Here is a 25,429-nt window from a genome sequence, read left to right as displayed (position 1 = left end):
AGATCACGTGGCACAGCGCGTCGAGGTGGCTGTCGACGTCACCGTGCACGTTCATGGCGAACCGGTCACGGGCGAACGCGAGCCCGTGCTCCGCCCCCACCCACCCCCGTACCCAGCGCCCAGACTCCGGCCGCGTCTGAGGTGGAGCACACGCCCGGCGGTTGGCCGGTCGTTCCCCTCGCCCTGACCGGGGCGAACAGCACCGTCGGCGCGGTCGCCGCCGCCTCCCTGGCCGGCGGTCCGATCGCCGCCATGGTCGCCGCGACCGGCGCGGTCGTGCTGGGCACCTTCGCCGCCGCCCGCTCCCACAAGCCCAACCCCCGTCGCGACAGCCGCCGGGATGCGGCCCGCACGGCCGGGCGCGCGGCGGCTCGCAGCGCGGGCCTGCGCCGAAGCGGCTCGGGAGCGGCAACGGGCGGTCGCGGCGGTGGCGGCCGTTCCCCGGGCGCCCGTCACGGTCGCACCGGTAGCCGCTCGGGTGGTGTGCCTGGTCAGCAGCGGCGCACCGGACCGGCCGCACGACATGGCGCCACCTCCACCGGCGGCACGACGCGCGGCAAGGCCGGCCACGGCGCGGCCCGGCATCTGGCCAGCGCGGCGGGTAAGGCCGCGAGCCGAGCCGGGCAGATAAGGGCCCTGCGCGCCGCGCAGAAGACGGCGGGCGGGTCGCGGGCCGACAAGCGGGCGCAGACCACGTCCGCACGCCGAGCGGTCGCCGACGCCCGCCGCAACGCCAAGGCCGCTGCCAGCACCAACCGGCCGGGCAAGCGCGGCGGTCTCGCCGGACGTCTGACGGGCGCCGCCGTCCGCAAGGCCCGCGCGGCGCGGGATGCGGCGGTCGCCAAGCAGCGTGCCCGGCGCGACAAGAAGACGGCCGGAACCGTGGCCGCACAGCGGGCCCAGGTGCGCAAGGCACCGGTCCGGACAGCGGCCCGCAAGGCGCTGCGCAGGTCGGCGGCCCGCTTCCACGGCCGCCGCCTGCTCGCCGCCCTGCTCGCCCTGCCCCTCGGTCTGCTCGGACTCATCACCAGCCCGATCGGCCGGAAGCTCAACATCCCCTGGCTCATCCACCCCGGCCGCCGCCTGTACCGGCGCCTGGCCGGCGTGGCGGCCGAGCAGCGCACAGCACGGGATGAGGCGATCCGCCAGGAGCTGGCGGAGAAGGAGGCCGCCGCCGACACGCAGGCGGCCGAGGACGGCACGGACGGCATCGCGGACGGCGTTGAGCGGCCTGCGGCCACGGTTCCCACCAGCAGCACAACCGAGGTGAGTGAAGGAGAGCACGTGTCCGGTTTCCGGTTCGAAGAGGCCGCCGCCGAGATGGAGCAGGCCGCCGGCCAGTACGACCCCGAGAACGCCATGGAGATCCTGGCCATGGTCGAGGGGCTGCCCGCCGCCCTCACGTCGGTGGCGAACGTGATGAAGATCCTCGCCGAGCGCTCCGACAGTGAGTTCCCGCTGGAGAAGGAGGTAGCGGACGGCTTCAACGACATCTTCGGCGCCCTGATGAGTGCCGTCGCGGTCGCCGAGGACATGGGCCCGCTGTTCCGGCAGGTCCACGAGCAGGACATCGCCCGGCACGAGGACCCCCGCAACGGCACCGAGGCCGAGAAGGGATGGAACGTCTGACCATGGCCGCCACCGCCACCAAGCACAGTGGCCCGGTGCTGGACTGGAGTGCCGGTCACGGACCCGTGACCGGCGCCCTGTCCGCCACCACCGGAGCCTTCGCCGTCGCCACCACCGGCGCAGCAACCGGCATGCCCCCGGGTTGGGCGCTCGCCGTCGGCGCGGCCGGCGCCCTCAGCCACACCATCGCGGGAATCCGGGTGCGCAACGCCGGCCGCACGCTGGCCACCCGCGCCGCCAGCTGGCTCGTCGGCGCCGGATGGACCACCTGGGCCATGACCCACGGCCCCCTGACCTGGGCCGCCCTCGGATCCCTGGCCACCATCGGCGTCGGCATCGGCGCCGCCGCCCGCTCGGTCGCCCTGTACGAAGAGGCCCGCGAGGAAGAGGCGATCGCCGCAGAGCAGCGGCAGATCGCCGCCGAACTGTCCGCCGAACGCCGGGCGATCGCCGCCGAGTGGATCGACCGCATCCAGCGCGTCTGCTCCATCACCGTCCGCGTGGTCGGGGTGGAGAAGTGGGAGACCGGCACCGGGTACTCCATCGACGCCGAACTCCCGCCCGGCGGCGCCACCTGGAACAAGATCGCCGCCGAGTCGGCCCGGCTGTCCGCGGATGCGCGGCTGCCCCACGGCTGCACCGCCACCGCTTCCCCCGGCATCCACCAGGGCCGCGTCATCATCGACGTGACCACCGTCAATGTGCTGGAACAGGAGCGGACCTACCCGGCCGAGTACGGGCCGCTGTCCGTACACACCGGCATCCCCTGGGGGTACCGCACCAACGCCGAGGAGATCCGGGCCTACCTGCGCGAGCAGTGCGCGCTCGTCGTCGGCCCGACCGGTTCGGGCAAGACGAACCTGGTCCATCTGATCCTGGCCGGGTTCGCCCGTGCCGAGGACATGCTGACCTGGGTCATCGACCTGAACGCCGGGTCGGCCGGCCTGCCCTGGGTCCTGCCCGCGCTCAACGGCGAGATCAAGGCCGAGCGGGGCAAGCCGGTGCGGCCGGGTGTCGACTGGCTGGCCGGGACGTTCGATGAGGCCATGACGATGCTCGAGACAGCCCTGAGGGTGGCCAAGCAGCGCAAGATGGGCTATCAGGACCTGCTCGCCCGTCACAACACCGATCTGCTGCCCATCAGCGCGAAGATTCCGCAGATCATGCTGGTGATCGATGAGGGCGCGGAGATCCTGGCCAGCGGCGACCGCGAGATGCGCAAGCTCGCGGAAAAGATCCTGGAAGTGATCCGGATCGCCCGCGCCATGGGCATCCGCACCGTGCTCACTGCCCTCGGGGCAACCGGCAGCGTGCTGGGCAACCTGATGATCCGGCGGGAAGCCAAGGTCCGTGTCGCCCTGACCGGCGGCGAGACCGAGGGTATGGACCTGTCCAAGATGTTCCCCGGCTCCCGCGGCCTGCGAGTGGAGCAGGCGCCGTACAAGGGCGCCGGGTTCATGGGCACTCCGGAGTCCCCGGCCGCGCTGTTCAAGGCGTGGCGGATCCTGCCGAACCAGATCCGGGAGATCATCGCCGCCACCTCCGAGCGGCATCCGGTGCTGGACGACGTCTCCGCCAAGGCGGCAGGGCCCGCCTACGTCCGCCGCTGGGATGCCGAGCGCACCGCATGGATGCGCGACCACAACCCCGCCGCTGACGCCCCGGGCACCGGGCCGTCCTGGGAGGGGCTGGACCTGTCCGCCCTGCGTAGCGTGCAGCCGGGTGAGCAGGTCTCGCCGGAAGACGAGGTGCTGCGGCAGTTCCGGGCACAGATCGATGCCCAGTTCGCCACGGCGCCCGACCCGCACGCCTCCGCCACCGACGACGCGCCGCCCGCCACCGGCGGGTTGAACCTCTCGGCGCTGCGGGGCGAGCAGGACAACCCCGCACAGCAGGCCGCGCTCGCCGTGCTGCTCGCCGCCGGCCCGGAGGGCACCGGGGCATCCGCGATCGCCCGCGCGCTCGCCGACGAGTACGGCACGAACCGTCAGACGGTCGTCGGCTGGCTCAAGACGTGGGTGGAGGACGGCATCGCCGTGCGCGTCGGAGAGGGCACCAAGGCCCGCTATGTCCACCGCCGACATGCCCCCCAACAGCCCGGCGAGAGCTGATCACTTGTCGCCTGTCGCCCCGCGAAAACAAGGCCGTCCGGGGAGGGTCTGGAAGCCCGGAAACGGCTTGTGACCTGCAAGGCGACAAGCGACAAGACAAGACAAGCGACAAGCGCGACGACAAGCGACACGACAAGACAAGGCACGGGCAGCACCCCGCCCCCAGGGTGCTGCCCGCCGCGTTTCCCGGGAGGCCGCTCGTGATCCTGACCCTCTCCGCCGTCGCCCTCTTCGGGGTGCTGGCCCTCGTTCTGCTGCGGAGCCGCTACGTCGGCCCGTTCAGCGCCCTCGTGCTCTTCCTGTTCGGCTTCTTCACCGCCGGCACCGGCGCCGCCGGACCCGTCCGTGCCGTGTGCGCCGCGCTCGCCGACGCCGCCCGCCACCTCACCTGACCCCGGCAGGAGACCCGCCATGCCCGACCACGACCAGCCCGCCGCCTGGCCCCCGCGCATGACCGACGCCGAAGCCACCGCGGAGGCTCGCCGGATCATCGCGGAGGCTTACCGGCCCGTGCCGCAGATGCCGACCGCCTACCGCGACACCACCCCGCTGCCCGCCTACGGCCCCACGCCGCCCGTCCCGCAGCCGGACCGGCGGATCGTGCCTGAGTGGGCCGCCGGGACCGCGGTCGCTGGTATCGGCGTCGGCGCCACCTGCGTCGGTGTCGGCTGCGGCATCTGGCTCGCCTGCCAGGGCTTCGCCGCCGTGACCCTGACCAGCGTCCTGTTCGTCACCCTCCCGATCGCCGCCGTGGCCGCAGTCGCCGCCGCCATCGGCTCCGCCCTTCGGTCACTCAAGGCCACGCACACCGTCACCCACCACCACTACGCCGGCCCGGTCCGGCAAGAGCACAACACGATCACCGCCCCCGCGTACGGGCTGCTCGCCCGCAACCGCAACAACCTGACCCGCTGAACGGAGTGCCAGCAGTGACGAGTAACCAGGCCCGGCGCGTCAACGCGCTGCTGACCGACGCCATGCATCACCCCCGCCGACCGATCACCACCGGTCGCGTCATGCGCCTGTACGCCCTGCTCGGTATCGCCCCGAAACGGGCTACCGCCCGCGGTGACCTCAAGGCCCTGGCCCGCTGCGGCGTCCTCACCGAGCACGGACCGCACAACCAGCGCCGCTACGCCCTGCACGCCTTCTACCACTAGCTAAGCCAAGGGCGGCCCCCGTCTCGCCAAAGTCCGGGGCCGCCCTTGTCATCCAGCACTTCCTCAGAGAACTGGAGATACCCAGGATGACCCAACCCACCGACATCGGGCGAGTGCTCGCCCTGTCCGGCCCCTTCCGGGTGCTGGACGCCTACTGCTGCATCGGCGGCGCCACCGAGGGATACCGCCGCGCGTTCCCCGGCTGCCACGTCACCGGCGTCGACAAGGAACCGCAGCCGGACTATTGCGGTGACGCCTTCCACCAGGGCGACGCGGTCGAGTTCATCCGGGCCCACGGCCACCGGTTCGACTTCATCCACGCCTCATGCCCCTGCCAGGGAGAGGGCGCCCCGACCAAGGGCACCAACGCCGCCCGCAACACCGCCATCGGCCGGACCTACCCCCGCCTCATCGCCCCCACCCGAGCCGCCCTGGAGGCAACGGGCCGGCCCTACGTGATCGAGAACGTGGCCGGCTCCGAGGTCCGCAAGGACATCCGCCTGTGCGGCGAACAGTTCGGCCTCGCCGTACTCATGCACCGCTACTTCGAACTCGGCCGCTGGACCACCGTCCAACCGCCCCACCCCCGGCACCGAGGCCGCGTCCGCGGCTGGCGCCACGGCGAGTACCACGACGGCCCCTACGTCGCCGCCTACGGCAAGGGCGGCGGCAAGGCCACCGTGGAAGAGATCCGCGCGGCCAAGGGAATCGACTGGTCCACCGACCACTTCCGCCTCCGCGAAGCCCTCCCGCCCGCCTACACCGAGTGGATCGGCGCCGCCTACCTCACCACCCTCGCGCCCCGGCTGGAGGCAGCGGCATGAGCGAGCACCTGCGCACCGCTCTCGACCTGGCCGTCTCGCAGATCCCCGTGTTGCCGCTGCGGGCGGGCAAGGTCCCGTTCGGCAACTGCCGCCGCTGCCGGGACAACGTGTGCGGCGGCCGGCCGAACATGAAGAACCCCGGACCGTGCACCTGCCCTGGCCCCTGCCACGCGTGGGCCGCTGCGACCACCGATCCGGACGTCATCAGCTCCGGCCCCTGGCGCCGCGCATGGATGCGCGCGAGCGCGGTCGCCTATCACCCAGGCGGGGCCGGGCTGACGGTCGTCGATCTCGACAACGCCGACGCCATCGCATGGGCCCGCGAGAGCCTGCCCGCCACGCAGACCGTGCCCACCACCCGCGGCGAGCACTGGCTGTACCGGGGGGCCATGCAGTCCGCGAACGCGGTCCGGCCCGGTGTGGACATCAAGTCCACCATGGCCTACGCCCGGTGGCTCGGGTTCGGCACCGGCACCATGACCGCCCTGCCCGACGCCGTGCGCGCGCTGACTGCGAGCAAACCCGCCCCGGCCGGGCCCGCGCTCCCGACCACCACGGCGCCCGCGCCGGCCGGGGGCAGTGAGTGCCGTCACCGCACGCCCGCGTTCCTCGAGCGCGGCATCGCAATGGCCGAGCAGCGCATCACCGGGGCGAACGAAGCGGTGCACACGACCGTCTACCGCACATTCCTCGCCGTGCTGTCCACGCACGGCCGGTGCGACTGCCTCACCGACGCCCACGTCGCGCGCCTGTTCACCGCCGCACAGGCCAAGGGTGAGACCGCCCGGCACTGCACCGACGCGTGGACCAACGCCCGCACCCGGTTGGGACTGTGACCATGGCAGACGACGAGAAGAACCCCGCCCGCGAGGTCATCACCGACTACGCCCGGGCCCACTTCCGGTACTTCCGCACAGCCGACGGCACCGTGTACGCGCAGAGGAACGGCCACCCCGTAGCCCGCCCGATGCGCTCCCAGGGCACTACGGGCAGCCACCGCCAGGAACTCATGGTCGGCCTCTTCAAGGACGGGCACGGCGTCTTCAACGGAACCGCTCTGAAGGAGGCGTTGGACTTGATCGAAGCGCTGGCCCTGAGTGAGGACGTGCAGGCTGTCCACATCCGCGTTGCCCCGGGCTTTGACGGGGCGACGTGGCTGGACCTGGGCCGCGACGACGGGCAGTCCGTCCGCATCCACCCCACCGGCTGGGACATCGCCGTTCCCGACCCGCGTGAGGTGTGCTGGCGACGCACGCAGCTCACCGGGGAACTGCCCCTGCCGGCCAAGGACACCGACGGCAAGGGCATCGACCTATTGATGAGGCTCTGCAACTTCGCCAACGCCGAGACCGAGTGCCTGGCCATCGCCTGGCTGATCGGCTGCCTCGGTCCGTCCGTTCCCGTGCCTGCCCCATTCCTCACCGGGCCGCAGGGCGCGGGCAAGTCCACCGGCGGGCGCATGCTCGTGCGGATCGTGGAGGGCATGAGCGGTGACCTGCGCCGCGCGCCGAAGGATGAGGAGAACTTGATCGCGGCGGTGGCGGCCGGATGGGTCACCGCTCTGGACAACCTCTCCCACATGACCCCGGACCTGTCCGACGCGATGTGCTGCATCGTGACCGGCGCCGAGAACGTCAAGCGCGCACTGTGGACCGATGGGGACGTGTTCCGCGTCGGCTACCGCCGCCCCCTGCTTCTGACTGGGATTGACGTTGGCGTCATCCGCCCTGACCTGGCAGAACGGCTCATGCCGCTGCGTCTGGAGCGACCGAAGGTCCGACGCACGGAGGCGGAGCTGTGGGCCGAGTACGCGGAGGTGCTGCCGGTCGTTCTCGGCTCGCTCCTGGACCTCACGGTGAAGGTCCGCGGAGCGGAGGCGGAGACGCCTACTGATCTGCGGATGGCGGACTTCGCCCACCTGTGCGCGCAGCTCGATGCCGCGACCGGGCTCGGGGCGCTCACCGCGTACCGGGCCAGTCTGGACGACCTCAACGACGACGTGATCGAGGGCGACCTCCTCGCCCAGACCGTCCTCAGGCACGCCGACACTATCGCTCCGGGTACCGACCAGCGGATGACGTCCACCGAGTGGCTGCACCTCCTCAGCTGCCTCTACAGCAGTGATGAGGTGCGGCCCCTGCCCAAGGGGTGGCCGACCACGGGCAAAGTCCTCTCCGACCGGCTCAAGCGCCTCCAGCCGACCCTCGCCGCTCGGGGTGTCCTCATCGACTCGGGGCGCACCAGCGCGGGCCGCTACCTCGAAATGACCCGCCTGGCCACGGCTCCCGCACACGAGCACAAGCAGATGTTCTGACCCGCGTCCCGCACTCGCCGGACAAGCAAGAAGAGCACCACCGGCCTGCGTGCTCGCGCACTGCCATCCGGAGGGTCCAGGACACGGCAGCCAGTGTCCCGACTCATTGACGGACTACCGCTGATACCGGGCGTCAAATTTGGCCCGGTACTTCTCGAATTTCTCCGGCCGGTACCGCTGATGCCACAGCACGTTCAGCACAGACAGGCCGACCAGGAGCGGGACGCCCAGTGCCCAACCCACCGTTACCTGCCAACTGCGATGCGCGACAACGTTCGACAGCACCGTAAGGACAACAAGCCCAGCAGTCATCAGGGCCTGCCGTATCCACCATCTTCGAGACATGCCCGCACCCTAAACGGCCCTGAGGCGGCCAACGATCAAGGAGACGCAAAGGGGATCCGCGACGTGCCACCACGGGCGCGACGTGCACCACCGGGCTGCGTGCTCCTCTTGCTGTTCGGCGGAACGCCGCCCAAAGGTCGCGCCGCGCAGCGGCTCCTTCTTCACGCTGTAAGGCGCGCACTACAACAGACGCCACTCCCTCTTTTGTCCTAAGAGGGAAGACGCTGCGTCATCCGCGTCACGCGGGCTGAAAAACAGCCCCTGACCTGCGGTGGAAGCCATGACGCAGACTCCGGTCTCTGCGTCATCCTGCGTCATCTGCGTCACCCAATGACGCACCCCGTGACGGGCCGATGACGCACCCCTTAGTCACCGCGTCACGGAAAACAGCAGGTCAGAAGCACAGGTGACGCCGATGACGCAATGACGCAGAAATCCGCACCTCGGACACGCGGCCATGCCCCCAATTTGGAGTCCCTATGGCAAAGCCGACAGACCCCGACCCCCGCGCCATCCTCCGGGGAGGCCTCCCGGACCGGTACCTCACCACCGACGACATTGCCGAGATCTTCGAGGTACCCAAGGAAACGGTCTACCAGTGGCGCAAGAAGCGCATCGGCCCGCCCGGGTTCCGCATAGGCAAGCACGTCCGCTACGACCCCACCGACGTGCACGCCTACGTCACTCGCCAAAAGGCCGCCAACACCGACGCGGCCTGACGCGGCCACCCATCGCACCGCCCAACTCCACGGGGAGGGTCACGCTGCCCTCCCCGTCCCATGCCCAGAGGGGACTACGCCTTACATGGCTGGCCACATCCAAGACCGCTGGTTCAAGACCGTCACCGGCCCCGACGGCAGGCCCGTCAAGGTCAAGACCGACCGCCACGGAATCGGGCTCCGCTACCGCACCCGGTACGTGGGGCCGGACGGTACCGAGAAGAGCAAGTCCTTCCGGGACAAGGAACTGCGCCTCGCCAAGCAGTGGCTGGCGCAGATCGAAGCGGACATGTCGCGCGGTCAGTTCATCGACCCCCGTGCCGCGAGGACGACGTTTCGCCAGTACGCGGAGCGTTGGATCAAGACACACACCGGCGAGATCAACAGCCGCGAGGCTGCGGAACGCCGGCTCCGGCTGCACGCCTACCCCCACATCGGCTCGCGCCCGCTCGGCTCGTTCAAGCCGGAGCACATCCGTGCCTGGATCGCCGCCCTGGAAGACACCGTGCCGGCGGAGTCGCACCGCCGCATCATCGTGGGCACCGTCTCCGCAGCGCTGAGCGCGGCGGTTGACGACGGGCTACTCGGCAAGAACCCCTGCCGCGCCCGTACGGTGCAGCTCCCGAAGCCGGGCAAGCCGCGCGTCGTCCCGTGGACGGCAGCACAGGTCTTCGGCGTACGTACTGCCCTCCCCCGGCGCTATCAGGCCGCCGTGGACGCCGGGGCAGGCTGCGGACTGCGACAAGGTGAGATCTTCGGCCTGGCCGTTGACGAACTCGACTACGAGGGTGGTTGGCTGGCTGTGGGCCATCAGCTCAAGCGCATCCGGGGCAAGTACGTTTTCGCCCTGCCGAAGGGTGGAAAGGTCCGGGACGTTCCACTTTCAAAAGCCGTGGCCACCGCGCTCCGGGACCATTCCAAGGAGTTCGAGCCGATCGACGTGACGCTTCCTTGGCGCACGCCTGACGGCCCGCCCGTGACCAAGCGGCTCATCTTCAGCGGAGTCGAGGGGCGGCACGTCCGGGTGAGTAACTTCAACGACCACCATTGGAAGCCCGCTCTGGCCGCAGCAGGCATCATCCCGGCGCGCGAAGCAGGCGAACGGTACGCCTCGGCTCCCGAAGACGGCATGCACGCGCTCAGGCACTTCTACGCATCCGTGCTGCTGGACGCGGGCGAGAACATCCGGGCCCTGAGCCAGTACCTCGGTCACAGCGATCCGGGGTTCACCCTCCGGACCTACACGCACCTCATGCCGAGCAGTGAGGGACGCACCCGGAAGGCCATAGATGAGCTGTACGTGTAGGTGACGCGAGTGGCGGCGGGAGCGGCCCCGCCGCCCTGGTCACTGGGAGTTGTAGACCTTGACGCTCACTGCCGGGCCACCGGAGTATCTGGCTACCGCGTGGGCCGCGTCGTCGGCGACCTTGACGACTGCCGTACCGAGAGCCGGTACGCGAACGAGCCCTCCGATGGGGGTGACAGAGATTGCCTGCTGGGTCTCGCCCTTAGCCGGCTGGTCGTAGACCAGGTAGGCAACGCGCACGGAAACCGCGAAAGGGGCGATGTTCGTCAAGCGCACGGCGGTGAAACGGGAGAACTTGCTGACGGCCTGCGCTGCATCGTTCAGCGGCTGGGCGGTTACCTGGTGGATGTTGGCCCGCACTTTGGCTATACCCAGGTGCGTAACGGTGACGCGAACGTCGTAGACCTGATGCTCGCCAGGCCCCGAGAAGCGCAAGATGTCGAGACCCCACCCGTACGGAACCACCAGACGGCCACTGTCGCTGCCGTAGACGGTTCGGACCTGCACCCCGGGCAGCCGGTGACCGAGTCGGTCGAGCGCGGTAAACGCCAGGACAGGGACGACCGAGTCCCTGTCAGTGTTCTTGATCAACAATTCCTGGTCGATGTAGTTGTCACCGCTCTGCCGGCGATAGGTGAACGTCAGCACGTTCTTGTCCGGTCCGGCGACCGTGCGGTGAGCGACTGCGCCGCCGCCGTCCTCCGTTGCGCCCTTGGCGGCGCCGCACCCAACGAGCAGTGCCATCGTCAGAGCCGCCCAGACCCCTGCCAGAGCCCGTCTTCGTCCCACTTCGGCCTCCCCCGAACCTGTGTCCAAACTCCCCGCCCCCTGGAGCGCCGTCGGATCCTAGCCTGGTCCGACCATTAAAGTGATCACCAGTCGGCAAAGGAGGCGCGCAGCCCTCGGCCAGGCCTACGCGATCTTCGGCGCACAGGCGTGCTCCACTCCGGCAGCCCCTGCGGGCTACCGTCACGGCCCATACACGGCCCAGAGCAGAGACCGTGCACCCAACCTCACGCGAATCACCTGGTCAGGCGCTACGTCAGCCGCGATACGGCAATTTCATCTACTTCTGGCCCCTCTACACCGGCACCGCCATCCCGATCGACTCGTGGAGATCGCGGATGTGGCTGGACACCTGGGTCTAGCCGGGCACACGTGCCAGGACGGCCCGGCAGAGTGCCGGGCCGTCCTGGTCATCGTCGGTCTTCAGCAGTGCGGGACGTGGGACAGCGCTGCGCGTCGGCCGCGCTGCGAGGCGTCTACCAGGCCACCGGCAACTCGAGTGGGAACCTTCTGATCGTTTTGGTGTCCCACCGCACCTCCTCCGGCGCCACCGCGAGCCTCAGACGGGGGAATCTCTCCACCAACCGGCCGATGGCCACTTCGAGCTCTGCCATGGCCAGAGGCATGGCGATGCACCGGTGTCCGCCCCAGCCGAAGGTCATGTGCGGAGCGCTCTGCCGGTCGAGGTCGATGACGTGCGGGTCCGGGTAGCGCTCCGGGTCACGGTTGGCCGTCAGGTACGACACGTGGACGAAGTCGCCCGCCCGGATGCGCGCACCGTCGAGTTCCACGTCCTCGAGAGCCACCCGGGGGATGCCGACCCCCTTGCGGAACGGGATGCAGCGGAGCATCTCGTGCAGGACGTCGGTCAGGGTCTCGGGCCGGCTCCTGAGGTGCTGCAACAGCACGGGTCGGGTCAGGAGCAGATAGGTGATGTTGCTGATCTGGCAGGTCGCCGTGTCCTGGCCGCTGAGCGCCAACGTCAGGGTCATGACCGCCAGTTCCCGGTCGTCGAGCTGTTCGTCGCCCTCCTGCGCCGCGGCCATCGCGCTGATGAGGTCCGGGCCGGGTGACTTCCGGCGTTGTCCGACCAGTTCGGCGAAGTAGCCCGCCAGATCGGCCTTGGCCTTCGTGGCGGCCTCCTTGTTCCCCGCACCCACGACGAGCAGTTGGTGCACGGCGTCCTCGATCCAGGGCCATTCCTCCCGTTCGATGCCGAGGAGGTCCAGGACGGCGTGCTGAGGAAGCTTGTCGGACAGGTGATCGACCACGTCCGCCGGCGGTCCCTGTTTCTCCATGTCGTCCAGCAGGCGGTCCGCGAGCTCGACGATCCGGTGCCGCATACGGTCGACCTGCTGCTGCGTGAAGGCCTGCGAGGCCAGGTGGCGGACGCGGCTGCTCTGCGGTGGGTCCATCACGTTGACCGACTCGGGCGAGACGATGGGCTCCGGCGTCATCCGGGGGTAGTCCTGGCCGATGATGCCCGCCCTGCTGAACCGCTGGTCGGTGGTCACCTGCTTGACGGCGTCGAAGCCCGTGATCAGCCAGGCGTCCGCGTCGCCGTAGGGAAGCCGGATGCGCGCGGGAGAACCGCGCCGCATCAAGGACTCGAGCGCGGGATCGAACTCCAGCGCCTTGCTGAAGTCGAACGGGCAGCTGAGCGTCTCGTTCTCCGCGGTCATCAGCCGACTCCTCCGGGCATGGGTACGACGTTGGTGGTGTCCACGGCCCTGCGAACGGCTCCGGCGAGCCTGACCGCGTCACCGACGGCCCAGTAGTGGACGAAGAACAGGCGTGGTTGGTCGTTGAGGTTGTGGTGGTGCAGCTCGACGAGTTCGATGCCACCGCGTCGCAGGGCCGTGAGGACGGGCTGGACCTCGTCGGCGATCATGACGAGGTCGCCGCTGACGGCGGCCCTTCCGCCGCCGAGCGGCTGGAAGTTGACGGAAGTGGTGGAGCCCAGACCCGGAGGCAGCATCAGATGGCCGTCGGCGACGGCCTCTCGACGGACGTAGGTGCTCTTGTAGACCACGCCGTCATGGGTGCCCTTGACGCCGATCGCGGCGTCGATGGCGGCGGTGTCCAGGTCGACGCGCGGCGAAGAAGTGGCCGGTTCGGCAGGCGGGGTACCGGTGCAGTCGAATGCGGCGCGCAGACCGCGGGCGACAGCCGCCGGATCGTGGCCGTGCGCGTGCACATGCAGCCACCAGATGTCCGGCTCGTGGGCGAGCAGGTGCTTGTGCAGGGCGGTCTGCATGATCCCGTGCTGCTGAAGGACATCGCAGAAATGCTGCAGTTCGCCTTCGGTGACGACGACGTCGCCCATCAGGAGCGTGCTGTGGTCCGCGTAACGGACGAAGGACACGTGCGTACCCAGGGCGAGCGCGGGATCGATCCGAACGCCTCGGGAGTAGACCTTGAGGTCCCGGCGCGGAAAGGCCGTGTGGTACATGAACCGCCTCATGTCACCGGGCCGGCCGAGCGCGGCGCGCACGTCTGCCCAGTCCGCGAGCTTGGTCATCACCGGTTTGACCAGGGCGTCGTGCTCCCGTCGTGCGGACAGGGCGTCGGCCCGGGCCGGCACGGCGCTGAGCACGGGCGCGAGGGCGGCCGCGGCCAGCACCCGGCGCCGGGACGTCGTGAGGGGGGATCGGGAGTCCTGCTGTCGCTCGTCAGCCATGTCATATGCCTCCTGGCCCGATCGAAACACCGGAATCCCCATCGCCCGGTGACCGACGCAGCCACGTCCCGCAGGTGGACTAACCCACGGAAGGAGGAGCGGCCCGAACCGGTGACGCTCGCCACTGCCGCCCTCGGACCGCGGGCGTGCGAAGGGCTCGCCGTGCGGGCGAGGCGGCTGTCCCGACCGGTCCGTGCTTCGCGGACGAACCGATCCGTCCGCGGCCGCGGCTGCATTCGCATCACCGGCGTCACCGGGTCGGGGGACTGCGCCGTCGACTGCCGGGCCAGACACGCCGATAAATGTGAATATCACCTCAAAGCGACGTTGCGGCTCCGGAACGTCATCACGGCCGGTCAGGAGGACCCATCGATGAAGCTCGCCATGAAGCGCATATCCGGCGCCACCGCGGCGGTCGCCACAAGCGTGGTGGCGCTGCTCGGCACCGGCGCCGGCAGCGCCGGCGCCGCCGACAGCGCGCACTGCGACCGCGCCGAACAGGACATATGGAGCCAGGGGCCCGGCCGTGAGGCGACCGCACACCACTGCAGCCTCCCGAGCACCAAGCGCCGCTGGTACACCGTGGAGATCGGCACCCTGGTGCAGAAACACCACAGAACGGACGACGCGGACAGCGGCGTCGACCGGACCGTGACTCTGCACGACAGAACCATCAAGTGTCTGGGCTACACCTCCACGAACGGCACGGTGCACTGGTTCGGCTGCCCGGCCCCCGGAGGCGACGACAGTCGCTGACCGTGCCGGCAGATCGTTTCACCGGACCCCGACCAGGGGTGAACGCCCTGGTCGGGGTCCTTTCCTGGCACGGCGCGTAGACTTCGTCCACTTTGTTCGAGCCGGGGGTGTCGCGGCCGGGGCGAATGTCGCAAGCGTGCTACGGAATGCGGCCCGGCGTCACCCTCCGAGGTGAGGACTTTAAGGTGATTGCAGTCGTTGGGGAATGTGAGGGCTGCGGGGACCCTGAGAAGTCGCGGAGGAACTGAGGCTGTGGGCAAGAGAAGGCGCGTCACCGAGCGGAGCAGTACCCGTCCCGCCGTGGTCGGCGGGATGATCGCCCTGGTCGTCGGCGGCGCCGGACTCGGCATCTACGCGCTGGCCGACGGCGGCGCGGCGGCCGACGAGGGGTCCTCCGCCACGTCCGACCACAAACACGTCCCGAGCGGCCCGCCCAGCGCGGCCGAGGTGCGCACCGTCGCCGCCCGCTTCCTGACCGCCTGGCAGCAGGGCAGGGTCGCCGAGGCGGCGGCCGCGACCGACGACCCCTCGGCCGCCACCTCGCTGCTCACCGGCTACACCAAGGACGCCCACCTGAAGGACGTCACGCTCACCCGGGGCACGGCCACGGGCGCCAAGGTGCCGTTCTCCGTGAAGGCGACGGTGTCGTACAAGGGGCTGAGCAAGCCGCTCGCGTACGACAGCGCGCTCACCGTGGTGCGGCGGGCGAGCGACGGCAAGCCGCTGGTCGGCTGGCACTCCACGGTCGTCCACCCGGACCTGAAGGACGGCGACACGCTCGCCACCGGCGAGTCCGGGACCCCGCCCGTCAAGGCGCTGGACCGTGACGGCGGCGAGCTGACGGCCGCCAAGTACCCGTCGCTGGGCGTGGTGCTGGACGGGCTGCGGGAGAAGTACGGCAAGACGGCCGGCGGCAGGGCGGGCGTGGAGCTGCGTGTGGTGCGCGGCAAGGCGTCGCAGACGGCGAAGCTGTCCGACAAGACGCTCGTCGCGCTGAGCGAGGGCACCCCGGGCACCGTGCGGACGACGCTGAACCCCGGCCTCCAGGCGGCAGCCGAGAAGCAGGTCGCCAAGCAGGCGCGCTCCTCGGTGGTCGTGATGCGGCCCTCCACGGGCGAGATCCTCGCGGTCGCCAACAACGGGCCCGGCTTCAACACGGCCTTCCAGGGCTCCCTCGCGCCGGGCTCCACGATGAAGATCGTGACGTCCACGATGCTGTTCGAGAAGCACCTGATCACCCCGGACGCCTCGCACCCCTGCCCCAAGACGTACAAGCTCGCCGGCTGGACGTTCCACAACGACGCCAACTCGGAGATCAAGAAGGGCACGTTCAAGGAGAGCTTCGGCGCCTCCTGCAACAACGCCTTCATCGACTTCGCGCCGAAGCTGTCGAACAGCGACCTGACGACGGAGGCCCAGCAGGTCTACGGCCTCGGCATGGACAACTGGGCGATCGGCGTCCCGTCGTTCGACGGCTCCGTACCGGTGCAGAGCGGCGCGCAGATGGGCGCCTCGCTGATCGGGCAGGGCGGGGTGCGCATGAACCCGCTGAACATGGCCTCGGTGGCGGCGACGGTGGAGTCGGGCTCCTTCCACCAGCCGTACCTGGTGTCCCCCACGGTGGACCACCGCACCCTGGCGAAGGCCTCGCGGACCATGTCCTCGAAGACGCAGGCCCAGCTCAAGGACGTCATGCAGTACACGGCGGCGTACGGCACGGCGGCGAAGGCGATGGCGGGCCTGGGACCGGACTACGGCGCGAAGACCGGCTCGGCGGAGGTCGACGGGCAGAAGAAGCCCAACGGCTGGTTCACCGCCTACCGGGGCGACCTGGTCGCCGCGGGCGTGGTCCAGGCGGGCGGTCACGGCGGCGACACGGCCGGACCGATCGTGGCGGCCCTGCTGAAGACGGGCGGCTGAGCGGGCCGGCTCCGGCCGGTCAGTTCCTGACGGGTTCCACGGTGTAGGTGCGGCGCAGGAATCTCGCCAGCGCCTTCGACTCGAACTGCACGACCTCGACACCGTTGTCGGAGTGGAACTCGACGATGGCCTGCACGCGCCCGCAGGGCCACACCCGTACGGCGCCGCTCTCGGCCGGTGCCCTCAGCCCTCGTTCGAGCAGAGCGCGCGAGAAGGTCCACTCGTGGGTGCCGGGCAGATCGAACCGCACCGACCGTGGATCACTGTCGGGGTCGTACCGCAGCAGCACCGGTACGGCTCCCGGGTCCTCCTCGTCCGTGACGATGTGGGCGCGCGCGTACTGTTCGACTACAGACATCGGACCGCCCTCTCACCCTGCGTGACCCATGCGAAAGCTGTGCATCCGCTTCTTCTCCAATGTCGCACATTTTCCCGTTCGCGCTTCCGGAGACGGCGAACGGTGCATGTACCTGACGAATTCATCGACGCCCCCACCTCCGCGAGTCACCGGAGTGGTCGCCGCCGGCGCCCTGGCGGTGAGCCTGCGCGGCGCCCGCCGGGAACGCGACGAGGGCACGGCTCCGCCGGCCGGTCCGGTGGCGGCGTTCATCCTTGCCGCACCAATGCTCACCTTCCCCGTCGCGGCCGGAACAAGCGGCCGTCCGCTGGGCGCGCTGTTCGCCGACGGCGGGCTGGGGCGCGCCGGCTGGAGCCGCCGTTCGGCTTCGACCCGCGCTCGGTGGCCCGGGCGCGTCCGTGACAATGGGCGCGTGACGCGACAAGAGGACCGGGACGACGAAGGGGCCGCCGGGTCGCCGCTGCTGGACGACCAGCTGTGCTTCGCGCTGTACGCGGCGCAGCGCGCGGTGACCGCCGCGTACCGTCCGCTGCTGGACGACCTCGGGCTCACCTACCCCCAGTACCTGGTGCTGCTGGTGCTCTGGGAGCGCGGCGAGACCAGCGTGAAGGAGCTGGCGCGCGCCCTGCGGCTGGACTACGGCACCGTCTCTCCGCTGCTGAAGCGGCTGGAGGGGGCGGGTCTGGTGCGCAGGGAGCGCGCGACGGGCGACGAGCGCTCGGTGCTCGTCGCGTGCACCGGACGCGGAGAGGAACTCCGGGAGCGCGCGGCGCGGGTGCCCGGCGCGCTGCTCACCTCCACGGGGCTTAACGCGCAGGAGGTCGCGCGGCTGCGCGAGGAGCTGTGGAAGCTCACCGGGCGCGCCGACGCGGCCGCCGACCGGCGCTGATCACCGGTTACCCGCGGTTGCCACCCCCTGTCGGCCACCGTCGGCATACCGGCCAGTACCTTGTGCACGATGTACTTGTGCGCCACTTGTTTCAGGGGAGGCCGGCCATGACCGGGGACACCGCTGTCGACACCCGCCCGACGAAGATCATGTACGTCGCCGAGGCCACCGCCCACGGCGGCCGCGCCGGGCATGTCACCAGCCAGGACGGCCGGCTGGCGCTGAAGGTGGCGATGCCCGTGGTGCTGGGCGGCGACGGCGACGGCACCAACCCGGAACAGCTCTTCGCGGCCGGCTACAGCTCCTGCTTCCACAACGCGCTGATCCTGGTCGGCAACCGCGCCGGCTACGACCTGACCGGCTCCACCGTCGCGGCGAAGGTCGGCATCGGCCCGAACAGGCACCGCGGCTACGGCCTCGCGGTCGCCCTCAGCGTCTCCCTGCCGGTGCTCGACCCGGACGTGGCCGCGCGGCTGGTGGACGCGGCGCACGAGGTGTGCCCCTACTCGAACGCCACACGGGGCAACATCGATGTAACGATTGTGCTCGGCTGATCCCACCGAGGAATCGCAGGCGCGCGAGCGGCGTTGCATCCACAGTCGCAGGCGAACGGAAGGGAATGCGGACGTGGACGTGCACGGCGCTGTGGCCGAGGGCTTCGAGCCGGTCGGGGAGGCGTTCGCGGCGAACTTCGCGCTGCTCGGGGAGCGCGGCGCGGCGGTCGCCGTGTACCGCGACGGGCACCGGGTGGTCGACCTGTGGGCCGGCACCAGGGACGTGGACGGCACGGCTCCCTGGGAGCCCGGCACCGCGCAGATCGTGCGCTCCGCGACCAAAGGCGTCGCCGCCGCCGCGCTCCTGCTGCTGCACCAGCGCGGCGAACTGGACCTGGACGCCCCGGTCGGCGCCTACTGGCCCGAGTACAAGGCGGCGGGCAAGGAGAACACCCTCGTACGCCATCTGCTCGCGCACCGCGCGGGCGTGCCCGTGCTGGACCGGCCGCTGACCCCCGAGGAGGCCGCGGACCCGGACCTCGGCGGGGCCGCCGTCGCCGCGCAGGCGCCCGTGTGGGAGCCGGGCACCGGCCACGGCTACCACGCGCAGACCTACAGCTGGCTCACCGGCGAGCTGATCCGGCGCGTCACCGGCCGCCCGGCCGGCGAGTGGATCGCGGACGAGATCGCCGGCCCCGCGGGCGCGGACCTGTGGCTCGGCCTGCCGGAGTCGGAGCAGGCGCGCGTGGGCCGCGTCGGCCCGGTCGAGGCGCCCGAGACCTCCGGTGCGCTGCGGACCCGGCCCAAGCGGGCGGTGGCCGACGCCTACGCCGACCCGGACTCGCTGACCCGGCGCGCCTTCGCCGCGATCACCCCGCTGCCGGACGAGAACTCCCCCGCCTACCGCGCCGCCGCCCTGCCCGCCTCCAACGGCATCGCCACCGCCGACGGCCTCGCCCGCTTCTACGCCTCGCTCATCGGCGAGGTGGACGGCGGCGCCCGGCTGTTCACGCCGGGGACGATGGAACTGGCCCGCGCCGAGGAGTCCGCCGGACCGGACCGGGTCCTCGTGGTGGGCACCCGGTTCGGCCTCGGCTACATGCTGCACGGCAGCGCGTCCCCGCTGCTCTCCCCCGGCTCCTTCGGCCACCCGGGCCGCGGCGGCGCCCTCGGCTTCGCCGACCCCGGGTCGGGCGTCGCCTTCGGCTATGTCACCAACGGCTTCCGCACGAGCGTGACGGCGGACCCGAGGGCACAGGCGCTGGTGCGCGCGCTGCGCACGGCGCTCGCCCCGGGCGCGGGCGCGGCGTAGCCCGCCGGGCGGCCGCCCCCGCCCGCCTCGGTCACACGTTGATCGGATGCGAGATCCGCCCGGAGTCCGCGTCGATCTCCTCGTGGGCCTTGGTGAGCAACTGCATGGCCAGTTCGTTGAGGGCGCGGGCGCCGGCGATCTCCTCGCCGACTCTCGGCTGGTTGGCGTCGACGCGGTGGCGGGTGGCGTGCCCGTGCGCCCGTACCTCGGTGCCGTCGGGCAGGCGCACCAGGGCCGCGGCGCGCGTGTGCAGATCGTCCTCCTCGAACTCCAGCTCGACGTGCCATCCGACAGTGGTGTGCATCATGTCGGCCACCTCCAAGAACCGCTGAATCCCGCTGATTCCAGGGTGCTCCCGCCCGCGGGGAACGTCATCTCGGCGTGGTGGCTCAGGCCTTGTCGCCGAAGCTGGCGAAGTAGGCGGCGACCATGTCCTCGTCGGCGTGCCCCTGGGCGACGGCGCGCGCGAACCGTTCGGCGGTGGCCTCGGCCACGTCCAGCCGGACACCATTGTGCTCGCCCGCCTCGACGATCAGCCGGGCGTCCTTCTCGGCGGTGGCCACGGCGAACGACGCCGGGGACAGCTTGCCGTCCAGCACGAGACCGGCCTTGGCCCGCAGGTATCCCATGTCGAGCGGGCCGCCCTCGATGAGGTCGAAGAAGCCCTGCGGGTCGACTCCGAGGGCCTTGGCGAGGGCCAGCACCTCGCCGGTCGCCGCGGTGGCCGCGAGCACCCAGCTGTTGGCGACCAGCTTCAGCCTGCTGGCGCTGCCCGCGCCCCCGTCCTCCCCGGTCCACATGGTCTTGGCGCCCACCGCGCCGAAGACCGGCGCGAGCGTCTCCCGCCCCTCCACCGGCCCGGCGGCCAGCACGGTCAGCTGACCTGCCTCGGCGGGCTGGCGGGTGCCGAGCACGGGGGCGTCGTAGAAGACCAGCCCGTGTTCACGGGCGAAGGCGGCCAGGTCGGTGACGAGTTCGGTCCCGGCGGTGGTGGACTGCGCCCACACCGTGCCGGGGCGCAGCGCCGGGGCGGCCTCGCGCATGACGTCCAGGACGGTGTTGCCGTCGTACAGCATGGTCAGGACGACGTCGGCGCCCTCCACGGCCTCGGCGGGGGTGTCGGTGACCCGGGCGCCGTCGGCCGCGAGGGGCTCCGCCTTCTCCCGGGTGCGGTTCCAGGCGCGCACGCCGAGTCCGGCGCGGCACAGGTTGCGGGCCATGGCCGCGCCCATGATGCCGGTGCCCAGGACGCTGACGGTCGGCTTGTCGGTCATTGACTGCTCCCTGTCGTCGTGGTCTCTCGTTCACCTTCTCGCACGGCGACCGGTACCCGCGTGCTCAGCCTGCGTGCAGCATCAGCCCGATGCCGACGACGAGCAGTCCGGCCGCCGCGATCCGGGGTGCCCCGAAACGCTCCTTGAAGAACAGGGCGCCGATGGCCGCGCCGACGAGGATGGACGACTCGCGCAGGGCCGAGACGGGGGCGAGTTCGGCGCGGGTCTGGGCCCACAGCACCAGGCCGTACGCGGCGACCGACAGGACGGAGCCGAGGAGGCCGAGGAGCGCGACGGGGCGCAGGACGGCCACCGTCTCGCGTCTCCAGCGGCAGCAGACGGCGTACGCGGGAATCGCCACGCCCTGCACCACCATCAGCCAGGCCGTGTACCCGAGCGCCGTGCCGGAGGCGCGCACGCCGAGTCCGTCGACGACCGTGTAGGAGGCGATGGACAGCCCCGTGGCGAGCGCGGCGCCGATCGCCGCCCAGTTCGGCCGGCGCCCGCGCAGCCCCCACAGCGCCACGCCGGTGAGGCCCGCGCACGACAGGACGATGCCCGCGGCGGCCCGGACGTCGGGCATCTCGTGCGCGAACACGGCCGCGAACACCGTGACCACCAGCGGCGCGCTGCCCCGCGCGATCGGGTACGCCTGCCCGAAGTCCCCCAGCCGGAACGACGTCATCAGCAGCACGACGTACACGAGGTGGATGCCGGCCGAGACGATCAGGTACGGCCACGCCCGGCCCGCCGGCAGGGCCGTGAACGGCGCCAGCAGCAGCCCGATGAGCACCCCGCCCGCGAGGATCAGCGTGAAGCCGACCAGCTTGTCGGTGATGCGGTGCGCGATGGCGTTCCAGCTGGCGTGGGTGACGGCCGCGAGCAGGACGGCGGTCGTGACCAGCGGCGTCACTCGGCCCGCTCGCGCACGTCCACGAGGGTGGCGCCCGCGTGGGTGACGAGTTCCTTCGGCTCGATCGGGAAGACGGCGTGCGGTGTTCCGGCCGCCGCCCACACCACGTCGTGCGCGAGCAGCGAACGGTCGGCGAGGACACGCGTGCGCGTGCGGTGCCCGAAGGGCGGCACGCCGCCGATGGCGTACCCGGTGGTCTCCCGTACGACCCCGGCGTCGGCCCGGGTGACCTTCCCGGCGCCCAGTTCCTCCCGCACCCGCTCCACGTCCACGCGGGAGGCGCCGTCCATCAGCACCAGCACCGGCACCCCGTCGGCGGCGAAGACCAGGGACTTGCAGATCTGGCTCAGTTCGCACCCGACCGCGGCGGCCGCCTCGGCGGCGGTGCGGGTGCCCTCCGGGAACCGTCTGGCCCGCCCGAGCATGTCGTCCAGCCCGAGCGCCCGCAGCGCTTCGGCGAAACGGGGGTGGGCTCCGGATCCGTCGGCGTCAGTGGCGGCTGTCGTCATGCGGGGCACGCTACGGCATCGCCCGAGCCGCGCTCACGGTGTTTTGCCGCGGTGGCCGCCGTGCCGCCCACCGGCGACGGAAAGGCCGGTGAGGGTGCAGCCCCGTCCCCACGGGCACCCTCACCGGCGGCTTCTCGTCAGAAGCGGTACGTCAGACGCGTACCAGCTCCCGGTCCCCGTCGGGGTCGGCGTCCTTGCGTTCCTCGGCCGTGCGCAGGCCCTCGCCCTCGACGTCGACGTTGGGCAGGGCGCGGTCGAGCCACTTCGGCAGCCACCAGGCGCGCTTGCCGAGCAGGGCGAGCACGGCCGGGACGATGGCCATGCGGACGATGAACGCGTCGAAGAAGACGGCGACGGCGAGGCCGAAGCCGATCATCTTGATCATGGACTCGCTGGAGCCGATGAAGCCGGAGAAGACGGCGATCATGATGACGGCCGCGGCCGTGACGACCCGCGCCCCGTGCTTGAAGCCGGTCACCACCGCCTGGCTGGGCTTCTCCCCGTGGACGTACGCCTCCCGCATCCGGGTCACGAGGAACACCTCGTAGTCCATGGCGAGGCCGAAGACGACGCCCACCATGAAGATCGGCATCATCGACATGACCGGGCCGGTCTGCTCGACGTTCATCAGGCCGGACAGCCAGCCCCACTGGAAGACCGCGACGACCGCGCCGAGGGCCGCCAGCACGCTGAGCAGGAAGCCGAGGGCCGCCTTCAGCGGGACGAGGACCGAGCGGAAGACCACGATCAGGAGCAGGAAGGCCAGGCCCACCACCAACGCCAGATAGGGCACCAGGGCGTCGTTCAGCTTCTGCGACACGTCGATGTTCATCGCCGTCGAACCGGTGACCAGGACCTCGGAGCCGGTCTTCCGGGCGATGTCCGTGCCCTTGTCACGGATGGCGTGCACCAGGTCCTCGGTGGTCGTCGAGGACGGCTTGGACCTGGGGATCACGCTGATGATCGCGGTGTCGCCGGCCTTGTTGGGCACGGCCGGGGTCACCGTGACGACGTCCTTCAGGCCCTTGATCTCGTCGCCGACCTCGGTGAAGGCCGCCTTGGGGCGGGCGCTGTCCTTGGCGTCGACCACGACCATCAGGGGACCGTTGAAGCCGGGCCCGAAGCCCTCGGAGAGGAGGTCGTAGGCGCGGCGCTGGGTGGTGGAGGTGGGCTGGGAGCCGTCGTCGGGCAGGCCGAGCTGCAGGGAGGCGGCCGGGACCGCCGCCGCGCCGAGGCCGACGACGCCGAGCAGCAGCACCGCCACCGGGCGGCGTACGACGAAGCTCGCCCAGCGGGTGCCCATGTTGGGCCGGCCCGGCTTCTTCGGGGCGCGGCCGCCGCCGAGCAGCCTGCTCTTCTGGCCCGCCGGCTTGACCCTGCGGCCCACGTAGCCGAGCAGCGCCGGGATCATCGTCAGCGCGATCAGCACGGCGATGGCGACCGTGCCGGCCGCCGCGACGCCCATCTTCGTCAGCATCGGGATGTCGACGACGGACAGGCCGACCAGGGCGATGAGGACGGTCAGGCCGGCGAAGACCACCGCCGAGCCCGCCGTGCCGACGGCGCGTCCCGCCGCGTCCTCGCGCTCACGGCCCTCGGCGAGTTCGGCGCGGTAGCGGGAGACGATGAACAGGGCGTAGTCGATGCCGACGGCGAGGCCGATCATCGACGCGAGCGTGGAGGTGGTGGAGCCGAGGTCCAGGGCGTTCGCGAGCGCGGTGATCGTCGAGACGCCGATGCCCACGCCGATGATCGCGGTCAGCAGCGGCAGGCCGGCGGCGATCAGGGAGCCGAAGGTGATGACGAGGACGACGGCGGCGATCGCGATGCCGATGGCCTCGCTGGAGCCGGTCTCGGGCGTCGCGTTGAGCGCGTCGCCGCCGACCTCGACGCTCAGCCCGGTGTCCCGCGCGTGCTGCGCGGCCTTCTTCAGGGCGTCCCGCGAGGAGTCCTGGAGCTCCATGCCGGAGACCTTGTACTTCACGGAGGCGTAGGCGATCGTGCCGTTCCGGCTGACGGCGTGCCCGGCGTAGGGGTCGGCGACGGAGACGACCTCGGAGCCGCTCTTCAGCTCCTTCACCGTCTTCTCGACGGTCGCCTTGTTGAGCTTGTCGGTCATCTTCTCGCCGGCCGGCGCCTTGAAGACGACCCGCGCGGTCGCGCCGTCGGCGCTCATGCCGGGGAAACGCTGCTCCAGCAGGTCGAAGGCCTTCTGCGCCTCGGTGCCGGGGATGGAGAAGGACGTGTTGCCGGCGGCCGGCGCGGAGGCGGCGCCCACCCCGGCGAGGGTGAGCAGCGCGACCCATATGAGGGCGACGAAGTGCCGGCGCCGGAAGGCGAGCCGGCCGAGTTTGTAGAGATACGTGGCCACGGAGGCGTACTCCCGGTCAGGTCGTGGGGTTCATCAGGGCAGGGGTGATCAGCCCGACGACGTGAGCGGTGACGTCAGGTGGTGGGCTTGCTGGGGTGGGATCCGGAAAGGATCAGGTGGTGGGAACGCCGAGGGCGGGGAGGACCACGGCGTCGATGTACGAGGTGAGGAAGGCCTGGGTGGGCGGCTGGTCGTCGAGCAGGGCCCGGGTGGCGAAGCCGCCGACCATCATGTGCACCATGAAGTCGAGCGCCGGGCAGTCCGCACGGACCTCGCCCCGCTCGACCGCCCGCTGCAGCACCTGCCGGAACCCGCCCATCTCGGGGTCGACGATCTGCTCCCGGAAGGCCTGGCGCAGGTCGTCGTTGTGGTGCATCGCCATGGCGATGCCCCGCATCAGCGCGGAGTTCTGCTCCATGGTGCAGTCGTCCTCCAGCGCCACGAGGGCGTGCAGGTCGCCGCGGAGGGAACCGGTGTCGATGTCCTCGAGGTGGCCGGGCTTGCCGTGTCTGAGCGCCTTGACGACCAGCTGCGCCTTGCCGCCCCACTGGCGGTAGAGCGTGGCCTTGCTGGACCGGGTGCGGGCGGCCACGGCGTCCATGGTGAGGGCGTCGTAGCCGACTTCGCGGAGCAGGTCGAGCACGGCCTCGTACAACTCGGCCTCGCGCTCGGGCGTGATCCGACTCCGACGAGCCGTTGCGACGGCCTCGGTCATGCCACTCACCTTCCCGCTGCGGAGCTTTCTTCTTCCTACGTCCA

25 protein-coding genes and 1 pseudogene are annotated in these 25,429 nt (G+C 71.0%); 16 read left to right on the top strand and 10 right to left on the bottom strand.

Annotated features, from left to right (window positions below; genetic code table 11):
- The first annotated feature begins 141 nt into the window (after nucleotides 1-141).
- The 10 genes from ACWEN3_RS05105 to ACWEN3_RS05060 all read left to right on the top strand — a co-directional run bounded on the left by ACWEN3_RS05105 (nucleotide 142) and on the right by ACWEN3_RS05060 (nucleotide 10,408).
- Nucleotides 142-1,629 (top strand): hypothetical protein, encoded by a 1,488-nt coding sequence (locus ACWEN3_RS05105; RefSeq protein ID WP_452965811.1) that lies wholly within the window; start codon nucleotides 142-144, stop codon nucleotides 1,627-1,629.
- Entirely contained in the window at nucleotides 1,617-3,740 is a 2,124-nt protein-coding gene (locus ACWEN3_RS05100; protein ID WP_452965808.1) for a hypothetical protein, read from the top strand. The genes ACWEN3_RS05105 and ACWEN3_RS05100 overlap by 13 nt, the downstream gene beginning before the upstream one ends.
- 200 nt (nucleotides 3,741-3,940) lie before the next feature.
- A complete protein-coding gene (locus ACWEN3_RS05095) occupies nucleotides 3,941-4,132 on the top strand; it encodes a hypothetical protein (RefSeq protein WP_452965805.1) in 192 nt (63 codons plus the stop codon).
- A gap of 19 nt (nucleotides 4,133-4,151) precedes the next feature.
- Nucleotides 4,152-4,655, top strand: a complete 504-nt coding sequence (locus ACWEN3_RS05090) for a hypothetical protein (protein WP_452965802.1) — start codon at nucleotides 4,152-4,154, stop codon at nucleotides 4,653-4,655.
- A 14-nt stretch (nucleotides 4,656-4,669) separates the two neighbouring features.
- The gene (locus ACWEN3_RS05085; RefSeq protein WP_452965799.1) at nucleotides 4,670-4,900 is read left to right on the top strand and encodes a hypothetical protein; all 231 of its coding nucleotides are present in this window, start codon (nucleotides 4,670-4,672) and stop codon (nucleotides 4,898-4,900) included.
- 86 nt (nucleotides 4,901-4,986) lie between these two features.
- Nucleotides 4,987-5,724, top strand: a complete 738-nt coding sequence (locus tag ACWEN3_RS05080; RefSeq protein ID WP_452965797.1) for a DNA methylase — start codon at nucleotides 4,987-4,989, stop codon at nucleotides 5,722-5,724.
- Nucleotides 5,721-6,560, top strand: a complete 840-nt coding sequence (locus tag ACWEN3_RS05075; RefSeq protein ID WP_452965795.1) for a bifunctional DNA primase/polymerase — start codon at nucleotides 5,721-5,723, stop codon at nucleotides 6,558-6,560. Before ACWEN3_RS05080 ends, ACWEN3_RS05075 begins: the two co-directional genes overlap by 4 nt.
- A gap of 2 nt (nucleotides 6,561-6,562) precedes the next feature.
- On the top strand, nucleotides 6,563-8,038 hold the full coding sequence (locus tag ACWEN3_RS05070; protein WP_452965793.1) for an ATP-binding protein: 1,476 nt from the start codon (nucleotides 6,563-6,565) through the stop codon (nucleotides 8,036-8,038).
- An 824-nt stretch (nucleotides 8,039-8,862) separates the two neighbouring features.
- Nucleotides 8,863-9,102, top strand: a complete 240-nt coding sequence (locus ACWEN3_RS05065) for a helix-turn-helix domain-containing protein (RefSeq protein WP_452965790.1) — start codon at nucleotides 8,863-8,865, stop codon at nucleotides 9,100-9,102.
- An 85-nt stretch (nucleotides 9,103-9,187) separates the two neighbouring features.
- Nucleotides 9,188-10,408, top strand: a complete 1,221-nt coding sequence (locus ACWEN3_RS05060) for a tyrosine-type recombinase/integrase (protein ID WP_452965788.1) — start codon at nucleotides 9,188-9,190, stop codon at nucleotides 10,406-10,408.
- A gap of 39 nt (nucleotides 10,409-10,447) precedes the next feature.
- Here the strand turns inward: ACWEN3_RS05060 and ACWEN3_RS05055 are convergent, their stop codons facing one another.
- From ACWEN3_RS05055 to ACWEN3_RS05045, 3 genes are all read right to left on the bottom strand, one after another.
- Entirely contained in the window at nucleotides 10,448-11,152 is a 705-nt protein-coding gene (locus ACWEN3_RS05055; RefSeq protein ID WP_452965785.1) for a hypothetical protein, read from the bottom strand.
- A gap of 518 nt (nucleotides 11,153-11,670) precedes the next feature.
- Nucleotides 11,671-12,876, bottom strand: coding sequence for a cytochrome P450 (locus ACWEN3_RS05050; protein WP_452965783.1), 1,206 nt, complete (start codon nucleotides 12,874-12,876; stop codon nucleotides 11,671-11,673).
- Entirely contained in the window at nucleotides 12,876-13,874 is a 999-nt protein-coding gene (locus ACWEN3_RS05045) for a DUF1259 domain-containing protein (RefSeq protein ID WP_452965781.1), read from the bottom strand. The genes ACWEN3_RS05050 and ACWEN3_RS05045 overlap by 1 nt, the downstream gene beginning before the upstream one ends.
- 384 nt (nucleotides 13,875-14,258) lie before the next feature.
- On the opposite strand from ACWEN3_RS05045, the gene ACWEN3_RS05040 reads away from it, so the two are divergent.
- A complete protein-coding gene (locus tag ACWEN3_RS05040) occupies nucleotides 14,259-14,630 on the top strand; it encodes a hypothetical protein (protein WP_452965779.1) in 372 nt (123 codons plus the stop codon).
- Nucleotides 14,631-14,882: 252 nt separating this feature from the next.
- On the top strand, nucleotides 14,883-16,550 hold the full coding sequence (locus tag ACWEN3_RS05035) for a penicillin-binding transpeptidase domain-containing protein (protein ID WP_452965777.1): 1,668 nt from the start codon (nucleotides 14,883-14,885) through the stop codon (nucleotides 16,548-16,550).
- Nucleotides 16,551-16,569: 19 nt separating this feature from the next.
- Here ACWEN3_RS05035 and ACWEN3_RS05030 read toward each other — a convergent pair whose 3' ends face one another.
- Nucleotides 16,570-16,908, bottom strand: coding sequence for an SsgA family sporulation/cell division regulator (locus tag ACWEN3_RS05030; RefSeq protein WP_452965774.1), 339 nt, complete (start codon nucleotides 16,906-16,908; stop codon nucleotides 16,570-16,572).
- A 28-nt stretch (nucleotides 16,909-16,936) separates the two neighbouring features.
- Between ACWEN3_RS05030 and ACWEN3_RS05025 the strand changes: the two are divergent.
- From ACWEN3_RS05025 to ACWEN3_RS05010, 4 genes and pseudogenes are all read left to right on the top strand, one after another.
- Nucleotides 16,937-17,221 (top strand): annotated as a pseudogene (locus tag ACWEN3_RS05025) (energy-coupling factor ABC transporter permease); the annotation flags it as partial.
- 99 nt (nucleotides 17,222-17,320) lie between these two features.
- A complete protein-coding gene (locus ACWEN3_RS05020) occupies nucleotides 17,321-17,797 on the top strand; it encodes a MarR family winged helix-turn-helix transcriptional regulator (RefSeq protein WP_452965815.1) in 477 nt (158 codons plus the stop codon).
- A 107-nt stretch (nucleotides 17,798-17,904) separates the two neighbouring features.
- Nucleotides 17,905-18,351 carry an organic hydroperoxide resistance protein gene (locus ACWEN3_RS05015; RefSeq protein WP_452965773.1) on the top strand — a complete coding sequence of 149 codons (447 nt, stop codon included), beginning with the start codon at nucleotides 17,905-17,907 and terminating at the stop codon, nucleotides 18,349-18,351.
- Between the two features lie 73 nt (nucleotides 18,352-18,424).
- On the top strand, nucleotides 18,425-19,603 hold the full coding sequence (locus tag ACWEN3_RS05010; RefSeq protein ID WP_452965770.1) for a serine hydrolase domain-containing protein: 1,179 nt from the start codon (nucleotides 18,425-18,427) through the stop codon (nucleotides 19,601-19,603).
- A gap of 31 nt (nucleotides 19,604-19,634) precedes the next feature.
- Here the strand turns inward: ACWEN3_RS05010 and ACWEN3_RS05005 are convergent, their stop codons facing one another.
- The 6 genes from ACWEN3_RS05005 to ACWEN3_RS04980 all read right to left on the bottom strand — a co-directional run bounded on the left by ACWEN3_RS05005 (nucleotide 19,635) and on the right by ACWEN3_RS04980 (nucleotide 25,385).
- Entirely contained in the window at nucleotides 19,635-19,910 is a 276-nt protein-coding gene (locus ACWEN3_RS05005; protein ID WP_452965768.1) for a DUF1876 domain-containing protein, read from the bottom strand.
- A gap of 82 nt (nucleotides 19,911-19,992) precedes the next feature.
- Complete coding sequence (locus tag ACWEN3_RS05000; protein ID WP_452965765.1) at nucleotides 19,993-20,877, bottom strand: NAD(P)-dependent oxidoreductase; 885 nt, start codon at nucleotides 20,875-20,877, stop codon at nucleotides 19,993-19,995.
- A 64-nt stretch (nucleotides 20,878-20,941) separates the two neighbouring features.
- A complete protein-coding gene (locus ACWEN3_RS04995; protein ID WP_452965763.1) occupies nucleotides 20,942-21,790 on the bottom strand; it encodes an EamA family transporter in 849 nt (282 codons plus the stop codon).
- Nucleotides 21,787-22,299: a YbaK/EbsC family protein gene (locus ACWEN3_RS04990; protein WP_452965761.1), complete on the bottom strand. Its 513-nt coding sequence runs from the start codon at nucleotides 22,297-22,299 to the stop codon at nucleotides 21,787-21,789. Before ACWEN3_RS04990 ends, ACWEN3_RS04995 begins: the two co-directional genes overlap by 4 nt.
- 151 nt (nucleotides 22,300-22,450) lie before the next feature.
- Entirely contained in the window at nucleotides 22,451-24,670 is a 2,220-nt protein-coding gene (locus ACWEN3_RS04985; RefSeq protein ID WP_452965759.1) for an MMPL family transporter, read from the bottom strand.
- Between the two features lie 112 nt (nucleotides 24,671-24,782).
- Complete coding sequence (locus ACWEN3_RS04980) at nucleotides 24,783-25,385, bottom strand: TetR/AcrR family transcriptional regulator (RefSeq protein WP_452965757.1); 603 nt, start codon at nucleotides 25,383-25,385, stop codon at nucleotides 24,783-24,785.
- Between the last annotated feature and the right edge of the window lie 44 nt (nucleotides 25,386-25,429).

It is taken from the genome of Streptomyces sp. NPDC004561 (assembly GCF_053602155.1).
The sequence above is the reverse complement of the archived record's forward strand: the minus strand, read 5'-3'. Positions and strand labels throughout refer to the sequence as shown.